This window comes from Aliinostoc maniaoense (assembly GCF_058172895.1).
In genome coordinates, this window is sequence record NZ_CP187952.1 from 4,659,879 (window position 1) to 4,671,888 (window position 12,010).

At 40.6% G+C, this 12,010-nt stretch carries 11 protein-coding genes; 4 read left to right on the plus strand and 7 right to left on the minus strand.

Annotated features, from left to right (window positions below; genetic code table 11):
* Positions 1-101 precede the first annotated feature (101 nt).
* The gene (locus tag ACPZ3T_RS20160; RefSeq protein WP_490271229.1) at positions 102-680 is read left to right on the plus strand and encodes a Uma2 family endonuclease; all 579 of its coding nucleotides are present in this window, start codon (positions 102-104) and stop codon (positions 678-680) included.
* 53 nt (positions 681-733) lie between these two features.
* Here ACPZ3T_RS20160 and ACPZ3T_RS20165 read toward each other — a convergent pair whose 3' ends face one another.
* The 3 genes from ACPZ3T_RS20165 to ACPZ3T_RS20175 all read right to left on the minus strand — a co-directional run bounded on the left by ACPZ3T_RS20165 (position 734) and on the right by ACPZ3T_RS20175 (position 4,391).
* On the minus strand, positions 734-2,953 hold the full coding sequence (locus ACPZ3T_RS20165) for an O-linked N-acetylglucosamine transferase, SPINDLY family protein (protein WP_490271230.1): 2,220 nt from the start codon (positions 2,951-2,953) through the stop codon (positions 734-736).
* A gap of 145 nt (positions 2,954-3,098) precedes the next feature.
* A complete protein-coding gene (locus ACPZ3T_RS20170; protein ID WP_490271231.1) occupies positions 3,099-3,629 on the minus strand; it encodes a type IV pilin-like G/H family protein in 531 nt (176 codons plus the stop codon).
* Positions 3,630-3,824: 195 nt separating this feature from the next.
* Positions 3,825-4,391 carry a Uma2 family endonuclease gene (locus ACPZ3T_RS20175; protein WP_490271232.1) on the minus strand — a complete coding sequence of 189 codons (567 nt, stop codon included), beginning with the start codon at positions 4,389-4,391 and terminating at the stop codon, positions 3,825-3,827.
* 374 nt (positions 4,392-4,765) lie between these two features.
* Between ACPZ3T_RS20175 and trxB the strand changes: the two genes are divergently transcribed.
* Together trxB and ACPZ3T_RS20185 are read left to right on the plus strand one after the other, a co-directional pair.
* A complete protein-coding gene (trxB, locus tag ACPZ3T_RS20180; RefSeq protein WP_490271233.1) occupies positions 4,766-6,136 on the plus strand; it encodes a thioredoxin-disulfide reductase in 1,371 nt (456 codons plus the stop codon).
* A 213-nt stretch (positions 6,137-6,349) separates the two neighbouring features.
* Positions 6,350-6,658 (plus strand): hypothetical protein, encoded by a 309-nt coding sequence (locus ACPZ3T_RS20185; protein ID WP_490271234.1) that lies wholly within the window; start codon positions 6,350-6,352, stop codon positions 6,656-6,658.
* A gap of 21 nt (positions 6,659-6,679) precedes the next feature.
* Here ACPZ3T_RS20185 and ACPZ3T_RS20190 read toward each other — a convergent pair whose 3' ends face one another.
* The 3 genes from ACPZ3T_RS20190 to ACPZ3T_RS20200 all read right to left on the minus strand — a co-directional run bounded on the left by ACPZ3T_RS20190 (position 6,680) and on the right by ACPZ3T_RS20200 (position 9,092).
* Positions 6,680-7,378, minus strand: coding sequence for a uracil-DNA glycosylase (locus ACPZ3T_RS20190; protein WP_490271235.1), 699 nt, complete (start codon positions 7,376-7,378; stop codon positions 6,680-6,682).
* A 416-nt stretch (positions 7,379-7,794) separates the two neighbouring features.
* Positions 7,795-8,004, minus strand: a complete 210-nt coding sequence (locus ACPZ3T_RS20195) for a hypothetical protein (RefSeq protein WP_490271236.1) — start codon at positions 8,002-8,004, stop codon at positions 7,795-7,797.
* Positions 8,001-9,092 carry a tetratricopeptide repeat protein gene (locus ACPZ3T_RS20200; RefSeq protein ID WP_490271237.1) on the minus strand — a complete coding sequence of 364 codons (1,092 nt, stop codon included), beginning with the start codon at positions 9,090-9,092 and terminating at the stop codon, positions 8,001-8,003. Before ACPZ3T_RS20200 ends, ACPZ3T_RS20195 begins: the two co-directional genes overlap by 4 nt.
* 333 nt (positions 9,093-9,425) lie before the next feature.
* Here ACPZ3T_RS20200 and glgB point away from each other — a divergent pair, with 333 nt between their 5' ends.
* The gene (glgB, locus tag ACPZ3T_RS20205; RefSeq protein WP_490277291.1) at positions 9,426-11,714 is read left to right on the plus strand and encodes a 1,4-alpha-glucan branching enzyme; all 2,289 of its coding nucleotides are present in this window, start codon (positions 9,426-9,428) and stop codon (positions 11,712-11,714) included.
* 65 nt (positions 11,715-11,779) lie between these two features.
* Here glgB and ACPZ3T_RS20210 read toward each other — a convergent pair whose 3' ends face one another.
* A complete protein-coding gene (locus ACPZ3T_RS20210) occupies positions 11,780-11,974 on the minus strand; it encodes a hypothetical protein (RefSeq protein ID WP_490271238.1) in 195 nt (64 codons plus the stop codon).
* Positions 11,975-12,010: the final 36 nt, after the last annotated feature.

Below are 12,010 nucleotides of genomic sequence, written 5' to 3' on the forward strand. Positions count from 1 at the left end.
TGCGATCGCAGTTTCATTGTTTCCATGTCTGTACTGATAAACTAAGATTAAGGCTAGAAGTTCTATATCTCAATACTATACCCATATCTTAAAATATCGCCGTGACTGCTATTACTATTAACTTGAACAATGTAGTTAGACTCAGCGAAGACCAATTTTATCAGCTTTGTCGGGATAATCCCGATGTAAAATTTGAGCGCAATGTCAAGGGAGAATTAATCGTCATGCCACCTACAGGGGGAGAAACTGGAAGATATAACGCTAAACTTACAACACGATTTGTTTTGTGGAATGAGCAAACAAAACTAGGTGAAGTTTTTGACTCCTCTACTTGTTTTAAACTCCCCAATGGTGCAGAACGCTCTCCCGATGTTTCTTGGATAGAAATTAGCCGATGGAATGCACTTGCATTAGAACAACGGGAAAAATTTCCTCCCATTGCTCCCGATTTTGTTTTAGAGTTAATGTCTCCATCTGATACCTTGAATCAAACCCAAGCCAAAATGGAAGAATATATGAATGCGGGAGTAAAGTTAGGTTGGCTGATAGACAGAAAAACCCGCCGTGTAGAAATTTATCGTCAAGGACAACCAAAAGAAGTATTAGAATCTCCCAGCAGTTTATCTGGAGAAGACGTATTAATCGGTTTTACTTTAGACTTGCAAATTATCTGGAGTTAGCCCACTAGTTGGTAGTAAGGGCTTTAGCCCTTAGATGAGGACTAAAGTCCTCACTACGAACTCATATATATTTGCCACATTTGGGTGTAAGCTTTTTCCATCTCACGGGTAAATTGCTTACCATTCCATAGAGGTGATGTTTTTCTGGACTGTCTTAACTTCCAAGCGATTTGTTGTCTTAAAGTTTCATCTTTACCTAAACGTACACCCCATTCTACATATTCTTCATCAGTCCAAGCTATTCCTTCTGTAATGCCAGCATTCATCATCATTGTGTAACTGTTGCGTGCTGCGAATTGCTCACCTACTTTTGTCACCATAGGAATACACATCCACAGAGTTTCTAAAGTGGTTGTAGCTCCATTATAGGGATAGGTATCTAATACTACGTCCGCAATATCTAAATTAGCACGATGAATTGATTCTGACATAACAATGGGAAGGAAGCGCAGTTTCGATGTATCTACACCTTCTTCATCTGCTAACCCATCAAAGAACATTTTGATAGAGTCTTCATCAGATATACCTTTAATTAGAAAGTAGCTATTGGGAACTTCCTTAATAATTTTCAATTGTAGTTTAGTAATCTCTGGATGTCGTTTAAAGCCTCTTTGTCCACAGAGATACACAACTGCATCATGAGGAATATCTAATTCCTCACGAGTTACTGTAGGTACACTCACCTCAAAACCATCTACAGCTACGTAGGTTTGAGGTAAACGCCAAATTTTTTCGCTGTAATATTCCTGTGCTGATTCTGGTAAGACGTAGGGATCTGCAATAAAATAATCTATTGATGGACTTCCTGAAGCATCCCAACCCAACCAAGTTACTTGAACTGGTGCAGGTTTCATCCCTATAACTTCACAACTGATATCAAGGGTAATGCTATCTAAATCAATCAAAATATCAATCTCATCTTGATAAATTTCTTCAGCAAGCTCAATAGTATTTGTTGATTTATATGCTTTATCTACTTTACTGAGATACCATTCATGTAAAGGATCAAGGTCTGGATTCGTATTAATAAAATAAGCATTAATTTCAAATTTATTTCTGTCATGATGCTCAAATAGCCACCGCGCTAGCCAGCCTACAGAGTGACTTTTGAGGCAATATGATAGATAGCCAATTTTAATTTTATGATCAGTTTGTTTTTGTTTTCTTCTTTCTAAATGACCATAAAAATATTTGTCTACTAGCTCTTTTGCGTAATTAGCTATATTTGAGTGACAAACTTGTAGTAAATGATTCTGTATATTTCTATTTTTTATGGGATTATCTTCAATATATGGGGCAAAAAAATTAGAATTAAATAATCGTGATACTCTCACATTATCAAGTTGTTTAGGGTGAGCTTTTATAAGAGACTCTATTAATAATTCCTGAGTTTTATGTACGGAGTAAGATTCTTCCCAATGACCTCCTGCACTCATTAACCCGCGTAGTAACTGACGATTGGCAAAGACTTTATCTGCAAATTCTTCAACTAAAGAATAGTATAATTTTGCTGTTTCTATGCCCTTTTTAAATTGGTTTGAATTTTGATAAAAACTAGATAACTGACCTATAATTTCTGTATTATTAGGACTTAACTTTAAATAGATTTCGCACATCTGTGCTGCTATTCCTGGCAGCCGTTTGGAGTAGGCAATTTCTATTGCAGATGGCATTAAAATAATTAGTAAATCTTTAGGATTTTTTTGAAAATAAGGTAAACAAGTTTCTAGAAAATTTAGAGTCGAGGGATGTACAGGAGCATAATCTAAGGTAGCTTGTACAAGCTGTATCAATAAGTCTAAACTTACTTCTAAAGAGGGGTTGCCTTGGAGAATATCAATTACGCCCAACTCCTGTAAATCATTACCAGTATAGATTTCTAACTTGATAGATAGTAAAACAAGATGTAAGAGGTTATGAATATCTTTAGGCGAAATTTCCTTAATATTACGGCGAATTTTTTCAGCAATAGAATATTCTTGTCCTTCTTCCTGGCGTTCAGCTTCCGTTTTTAAAATCGTGACTAATTCTGTATTCCATTCATCAACTTGTTCTGGTTCTCCATCCATCATAGCCATAAACCAAGTTGTTTGAGCTTCTACCTCTTGTCCCTGCAAGAGCAAAATTAATCCCAAATACCAATAGTATGATCTAACATCAGGTTCTATGGAAATTGCTTCTTCATACAGACTTACAGCTTGGATATAATTACCTGTGAGGAAATATTTTTCTGCACGCTGATGGTAGTGATCGGAGGTAGATAAAGAAATCATAGAATTTACCAAAAATTGGTGAGACTTAACATTAATAAATAGAGCATTAATCAGATTGATAGCAGAAGTTGGGTAATGTCCTAAAAACACTACCCAACGCAGAAAATTATCTGAAGTTGCGGGAAATAATTATCACTGAACGCTTTTATCTAGCTAAAGAGACGAAATTTGTTGCACACGTTGTACCAAATGTGGTGACATCATCTACCACTTGGCTAGGGCCTGCTGTCTCACAGGCTATTGCTAATGTCAGGGCTTCTGAGGTAGCACTGCTTCCTTGGGTTGTACCTACTAATCCGTAGTAAGATTTAAGTGCTGCTTTATAAGCTGTTCCTTTAAATTGAGCCGCACTTGCACCACCACCAGCAATAGTATACTGATAGTTTTCAGATTGAGTTTTGATACCTACTTGTAATTCATCTAAGTTAGTAGCAAACTTTTGATATTCCAAGTAATAAGCTTGTTGAGAACGGTTGACTGTACCTACGTAGTTTCTCGCTTCTGACTGTTTAGCTTTGTTTACCTGACCAAGTAGCGAAGGTAACGCAATAGCTGCCAGTACACCGATAATAATTACTACTACTAGCAGTTCAATTAAGGTAAAACCTTCTTCTTCTCTGTTCTTACGATTGCTGAGGTGGCTGAGGAATTTAGCTTGCAATTCTGGCTTGAGCATGGGTCTCTCCTGAAGTTTGGGGGTAATTTAGATTGCGATCGCTCTGTTCTAGAAAGAACTTACCCAGTTGCGATCGGCGATCTATCACCTCAGTAAAAAAAACTTTTCAATCAAGCCATATTTACGTGTATCTACTAATAAAATACTCTTGGCTATAAATAAATTGGGTATATCTCCTGTTTTCTACTTAGTTTTTTAATCAAACTCAGGTGGCCAGAGTTCTGATACTGCTAGTTCCCACCCAGCTAACAACTCTGGTAGGGTAATTGTGTCACCGTTTTGTAACACCTCTGGAGTTTGGTTGATTCGATAAATTGTGACTGTAAATTTGTCAGGGTCAATCAACATCCCAACTGTAGATCCAAGTTGCAGAAATAGTTGAATTTTCTCTTCCAGTGGTTTAATTCTGTCTGATTTTGACTTCACCTCAACCATCAAGTCTGGAACTAACTCCACAAAATCGCGTTTAGTCTTTTTTAGCCGTTCAGCTTTGACAAAGGAAACATCTGGCGCACGTAGGTTTCTCTTTTCCGCGTCACCCTCTTCCAAGCTTGGCAAAATGAACCCAGCACTAGAACCTGTAACTCGTCCTAGCTTGCGCGACATCACCCACATATTCAAGAAGGTAATTAAACGAGAGCCGATTTCTTCTGACTCATAATCTGATGGCCCCATAACTATGATTTTTCCCTCTACCAGTTCCATCTGCCATTCTGGATGCTCGGCTTGTAATTGCTCTAAATCTGTAATAGTGAAAGACATAACACAATTTAAAATACTTTTACATCCATCATAAATACCGACCCTGACAAAAGCTATAACTTAATCCCTGCTATCAGTTTCTTAGAAGCAGACGCACTGGCGGCACACCAACACCTATGAATGAAAGAAACACTTTATTTCTTCCCCTATACCCCTATACCCCTACACCCTTACACCCCTGTTTCTTGAAAGGGAACACTAGAAAATAAATTATCCGAAATTAACGGTTTGGTAGAGTGCGTCAGTAGTCTTAGCAGATCATTGCTGCTTCCATATTATCAAGCTGATATTATCGTAGTCACCAGAGCGATCGCTTGCCTGACTCATATGTTATGCTATATTAAACGTAGTCGTTATGAGTTCGGATAATTATTATGACTAACCCGACTGTAGAAAACTTAGTAATTATCGGTTCTGGGCCAGCAGGTTACACTGCGGCGATTTATGCTGGACGAGCTAACTTAAAACCTGTGGTATTTGAAGGTTTCCAAGCTGGGGGATTACCTGGCGGACAACTTATGACGACAACGGAAGTAGAGAATTTTCCAGGGTTTCCTCAAGGGATAACCGGGCCGGAATTAATGGATAGGATGAAGGCACAGGCGGAGCGTTGGGGGGCTGAGTTATATACTGAGGATGTGATTTCCGTTGATTTGAGTCAGCGTCCTTTTACTATCCGCTCCCAAGAAAGGGAAGTCAAGGCGCACACGATAATTATTGCCACTGGTGCGACTGCTAAACGTTTGGGTTTACCCAGCGAACATCAATTTTGGAGTCGGGGAATTTCCGCTTGTGCAATTTGTGATGGTGCAACGCCAATTTTCCACGGTGCAGAATTAGCTGTAGTTGGTGCTGGTGACTCGGCGGCGGAGGAGTCGATTTATTTAACTAAATACGGCTCGAAAGTGAATTTGTTAGTGCGTTCTGATAAAATGCGGGCTTCTAAAGCCATGCAGGATCGAGTATTGAGCAATCCCAAAATCCAAGTGCATTGGAACACCGAAGCTGTAGATATATTCGGTAACGGACACATGGAAGGGATAATTGTCCGCAATAACAAAACTGGGGCAGAAACCAAACTCACCGCTAAGGGTTTATTCTACGCCATTGGACACACGCCAAATACTTCTCTATTCCAGGGACAATTGCAATTAGATGAGGTTGGTTACATCCTGACTAAACACGGTTCACCAGAAACTAGTGTAGAGGGTGTATTTGCTGCTGGTGACGTGCAAGACCATGAATATCGCCAAGCCATTACGGCTGCTGGTAGTGGCTGTGCGGCGGCGTTGTTGGCGGAACGTTGGTTATCTGCTAATAGTTTGATTCAGGAGTTCCATCAACAACCGACAATTAATAATGAGTTAGAACCCCAGCCAACTGCTAAGAAGACGGAAGCGGAACAAGCGGCAGAATTTGATTTGAATGCAACTCGCCATGAGGGTAGTTATGCTTTAAGGAAATTATTCCATGAAAGCGATCGCCTGTTAGTTGTCAAATACGTCGCTCCTGGTTGTGGCCCTTGTCATACTCTCAAACCCATACTGAATAAAGTCGTAGATGAATTTGAGGGTAAAGTTCACTTTGTCGAAATTGATATCGACAAAGACCGCGACATAGCGGAAAACGCTGGTGTTACCGGAACACCAACAATTCAATTCTTTAAGAATAAAGAACTACTCAAGGAAGTCAAAGGCGTAAAGCAAAAAAGCGAATATCGCCAAATAATTGCCAGTAATCTGTGACATACTCCTACACTGATGCAAGCATACAGTGTAGGCTTCTCATCCAATCCGGCTATTGCTTAGGAGACGATGAGCTTTGTTTTAAATCCACGGAATGCCCTACCGCAGATTATGAATTTCTTACCTTGTACCCTACAAATTTTGCTGTCCTGGATGAGATGCTGGCTTATTCGCGCTATAGGACAAACCCGGAGGTAATTTGTATTAATCAAGATGTGCCTACTTACTTCTATGCTGTGCAACGGAGTCGCTTACCAATGGTCGCAATGCCACTGGACAGAGGCTTATCAGACACCAGTACGGGTGAAGTTAACCAAATTTATTCTACCAAATTATCAAATATTTTATTCGTTTCCTCCATGTTCCCCTCCCTCTCTGCGAGACGCTACGCGAACGCCTATCGGCATTGGTCGGGGAACTGTCGTCAACACAAGAGCCATTCATCTCATCACTCGTCCTTTCGGACTGAGTGAGAGGCTTCTGTCAATTAAAGCTAAACAATTAGCCATCAACAGTTATTAGTAACTTGATAACTGTTGATGGCTAACTGTTAACTGATGACTGTTGACTGGTAATTTCATCATACTTGGCGCGTACCACTTGAATATCCTGCCACATCAACCATTTAGGACTACCTTTTTCTTTGGAAGGGTTACGCAGTAAGTAAGACGGATGAAAAATTGGCATACATAAACGCCCTTCCCACTCTAACCACTGACCACGAATTTTAGTAATTCCCCGTTTATCTCCTGTGATTCCTTTAACTGCTGTTGCACCGGTTAACAAAATGATTTTAGGGTCAACAAGGCGGATTTGTTCTAATAAATACGGTAAACAAGCCGCCATTTCGTCAGGAGTAGGAACGCGGTTATTAGGTGGACGGCATTTATTTATGTTACCGATATATACATCATGTTCCGTACTTAAATCCACAGATGCGAGTATCTTTTCTAGCAACTGTCCTGACCTACCAACAAAGGGTAAACCTGTTTCATCTTCATTTTGACCTGGTGCTTCTCCGATAATCATAATTGGTGCTTTCAGGTTTCCCCGCCCGACTACAGCATGGGTACGGGTATTACCCAATTCACAGCGATGGCACTGGTTGCAATGCTGTGCCAACTCAGTCATATTGGGGTAAGTTCCAGATGGAATAGGGATTTTTGGATCTTTGGGTATCAGCTCTTTTTGGTTAAAATTTGGTTCTTCGTTAAAGAGGCTGAGTTGGATTTCGCTGCTCATGAAAATCTAAGATAATGGAGTCAGCATCAGCAAATTTGTCTAAATTAAATATAGCTATAGCTGTTGATAAATATGTCTCAGACAAATACTGTGACTGAATATGACAATTGACTAGACTTTCATTGTATCAGTGAAATTAAGGTATGATGCTGCTCAAATTAACTTATCCCAAGTTGATGGTTGGGTAGGGTGCGTCAGTATGAATAATTTCTGGGTATATAGGAATCTAAATTGATTGTTGAACAGATACGTAGGGGAGGCAAATTGCAGTGTGGATTTTCCTCCTGCAATATTGCCGTTGTGTTAGCAGCGAGAGTACAACACCTAGCACCAAGGCCTGTGGTACGTTACGGCTTACGCCTAACACACCCTACACATACTTAGATTTTTTCAGAAATCAAATACTAGTCCTATAGTTAGGTTCTATCGCACTGACGCACCCTACAGTTTGGATATTTTTTTATTAAAAAAATAAGGTTCAAAACCGAGTGGAATTGTGGACGAGAGCTTCCCTTACTCCCTTGTCTCCCCTTACTCCCTTGTCTCCCCTTACTCCCTTGTCTCCCCCTGCTCCCCTGCTCCCCTGCTCCCCTGCTCCCCTGCTCCCCTGCTCCCCTGCTTTTCATTGTTCTCCCATCCCTGGCTCATATTGCATAGCTTTAGCGTAATCACCCAAGGCATAGCAAGCAATTTTGAGACTACTAAGGGCTTGTTCTTCAATGCGACGGTCTTTAAGATTTCTAGCTAATAACAAGCGGGCTTCGTAGTATTTAATTGCTTTTTTATGGTCGCCTAAAGCTTCACAAGTAACTCCTAAACTACCAAGGGTTTGTTCTTCACTACGCTGATCTTTGAGGTGTCTAGCTAACTGCAACCGCTTTTCATAATACTTAATTGCTTTAGTATAATCACTTATAGCGTAACAAGCATTACCCAAATTTTTTAGCACTTGAGTAGCACTACGGGGATTATTCAGGGAAAGAGATACTTTGACACATTTTTCATAGTAGGCGATCGCTTGGGGGTAATTGTCCAAAGCATACCAAGCATTACCTAAATTTTTCAAAACTTGTTCTATGCCCCAGTTATCTTGTAATTCTTGCACAATTTCTAAGCTTTGCTCTTGATATTCAATTGCCTTGGTCAAATTACCCGCAGCTTTATACACCAAGCCTAAATTATTTAAAGCTGCAACTTGACTACGCTTATCTTGTAACTGCTGGGTTAATTTGAGACATTCTTCTAAAAATTCAATGGCTTTGTTGTGATTGTTGAGATGCCGATAAGAATTACCCAGATGTGAAAGCACTTGCATTCGCACTGATATATCTGGTGTATTTTCTAATGCCAAACAATTTTGGGAGTAAGTAATAGCACTTTTATAATCTCCCGAACTGTAAGTTACTAATGCCAACAAAGACAGTATTTGCTCTTGCTGTCGTACATCACCAGCGATTTGAAACAGCTCTAAAGATTGTTGAAAAGATTTAATGGCTGCTATCAAATTTCCTGCTTTTTGCTGTTGAATCCCTTGCCGCAGCAGGTGTGATGCAGCTGATAATTGGTTGTCATTTTCTTGAGTCAGCAGCAATTCTTCCGGTAAACCTTGGTCAAATTCATGGGTGATTGTGTTGCGTTTGACTTGTTTAAGATATTTCGCAACTTCCACAGGAACTGTATTCTTGCTGGTATTATGCTGTTCTCTTTGTGACATTAACCAATTCCTGCTAACTGTGGTGATACTTATAGTGTTCCCAAAAATCAGTTATTTATGTCAATAAACTTCTTCTCCTTGTGAGTGCTGCTGGTTGTTTTCGCCGTTCCTTGAGCATAGGGCATAGGGCATTGTAATTTCTTTGCCATGTCCCATACCCAAAAACTTCATCCGCTTGTTTATCTAAAACCTAAAATCCAAAATCCAAAATTGCTTGACTCAATCTGAGATAGGATAACGATGGCGACAAAATTGCAAATAAATGTAAAGAATATATATATACAAAACCCAATTTAGTCAATCAGTTTATTCTACGTAGGTAGCTTAATGTCCATGACCACGATCGCCCCTGAGCAGGTTAACAGTATCGTTTGGAATCAGCATCACGATCCTTTTGAAATCCTGGGTTCTCATCTAGTAGACCAAAATGGTAAAAGCATTTGGGCTGTCCGAGCATACCTCCCCAATGCCAGTGCTGCATGGGTAGTGTTGCCGGAACAACGTCAAGAATATCCAATGCAATCGGTACATCATCCCCATTTTTTTGAATGTACTATTGAAATTTCTGAATTATCCAACTACCAATTAAAAATCAAAGAAGGAGAACACGAGCGGGTGACTTATGACCCCTACGCGTTCCGTTCTCCCCGCTTAACAGACTTTGACTTACATTTGTTTGCTGAAGGTAATCATCATCGCATTTACGAAAAACTAGGAGCGCACCCCACAGAAATCGATGGGGTCAAAGGGGTGTATTTTGCCATTTGGGCCCCCAATGCTCGCAATGTCTCTGTGTTGGGTGACTTCAACCAATGGGACGGACGTAAACACCAGATGCGTAAAGGTATAACTGGGGTTTGGGAATTATTTATCCCTGAACTACCCATTGGAGCGCATTACAAATACGAAGTCAAAAACTGGGAAGGACACATTTACGAAAAGTCTGACCCCTATGGTTTTCAACAAGAACCCCGTCCTAAAACCGCCTCTATTGTCACAGATTTAAATTCTTACCAATGGCAGGATAACAACTGGTTAGAAAAACGCCGTCATACAGACCCCTTAATACAGCCAATTTCGGTTTACGAAGTACACTTGGGTTCTTGGTTACAAGCTTCCAGTGCAGAACCAGCGAGATTACCGAATGGTGAAACTGAACCTGTAGTCATAGCGGCGGAACTCAATCCAGGGGCGCGTTTTTTGACCTATCGAGAATTAGCGGCCAGATTAATTCCCTACGTTAAAGATTTAGGCTACACCCACATAGAACTCTTACCCATTGCCGAGCATCCCTTTGATGGTTCTTGGGGTTATCAAGTCACCGGTTACTATGCTCCTACGTCTCGTTTTGGTAGCCCAGAAGACTTCATGTATTTTGTTGATCAATGTCATCAAAATGACATCGGTGTCATAGTAGATTGGGTTCCTGGCCATTTCCCCAAAGATGGGCATGGTTTAGCATTCTTTGATGGTACTCACCTCTACGAACACGCTGACCCCCGTAAGGGTGAACATAAAGAGTGGGGAACGCTGGTATTCAACTACAGCCGCAATGAAGTCCGCAATTTCTTAGTCGCCAATGCCCTATTTTGGTTTGATAGATACCACATTGACGGCATTCGGGTGGATGCGGTGGCTTCCATGCTCTACCTTGACTATTGCCGTAAAGAAGGGGAATGGCTACCCAACCAATACGGCGGCCGAGAAAATTTAGAAGCAGCAGATTTTTTACGTCAGGTAAACCATCTAATTTTTAGTTATTTCCCTGGTGTAGTTTCCATTGCGGAAGAATCGACTTCTTGGCCGATGGTTTCTTGGCCTACCTATACAGGTGGTTTGGGCTTTAATCTGAAGTGGAATATGGGCTGGATGCACGATATGCTGGACTACTTCAGCATGGATCCTTGGTTTCGCCAATTCCATCAAAACAATATCACCTTTAGTATGTGGTATAACCACAGCGAGAACTTTATGCTGGCTTTATCTCACGATGAAGTTGTGCATGGTAAGAGCAATATCATTGGCAAAATGCCCGGTGATAGATGGCAGAAGTTAGCTAATGTGCGTTGTTTGTTTGCCTATATGTTTACTCACCCAGGGAAGAAAACCATGTTTATGAGCATGGAGTTTGGCCAGTGGAGTGAGTGGAATGTTTGGGCAGACTTGGAGTGGCATTTGTTACAGCATGAACCACACCAACAATTAAAAACCTTTTTCAAAGAATTAAATCATCTTTATCGCTCTGAACCTGCTTTGTACACTCAGGATTTTGCTAGAGACGGGTTTGAGTGGATTGATTGTAGCGATAATCGCCATAGTGTGGTGTCTTTCATCCGCCGTGATAAGGATACTGATGATTTTGTGGTAGTCGTTTGTAACTTTACACCACAACCCCATTCTCACTACCGCATTGGTGTGCCAGAAAAAGGATTTTACACCGAGTTGTTTAATAGTGATGCTCGTCCCTATGGCGGTAGCAATATGGGTAACTTAGGCGGAAAATGGACTGATGATTGGTCTATGCACAGTCGTCCTTATTCTCTGGATTTATGCTTACCACCTTTAGGTGTGTTGATGCTGAAGTTGGATAGGGACAAAACTGCTGAGGCTTTGGGTTCGTAGTTTGGAGGGTGGGAATTTACCCACCCTTTCTGACCAAAATATCAACGGCGAGCAAGCCCCTGGCTTCAGACATGGGGGTTAGCCGTTGGCGATTTTAATCGCCGTCCAAATTCTTCTATTAATTCACTAACGCTAATACCTCTATTGCTGGACTCCATTTTCATGTTTTCCCAAGCGGAAGGGGTAACTACTATCTGATGCCTTTCTTTAACTTCATCATGCAAAACTGGCACATTTTTTAATCTTTTTTTAGTTGCCATATTTAGATATTGTGTATATGCTAAATATAGTCTATC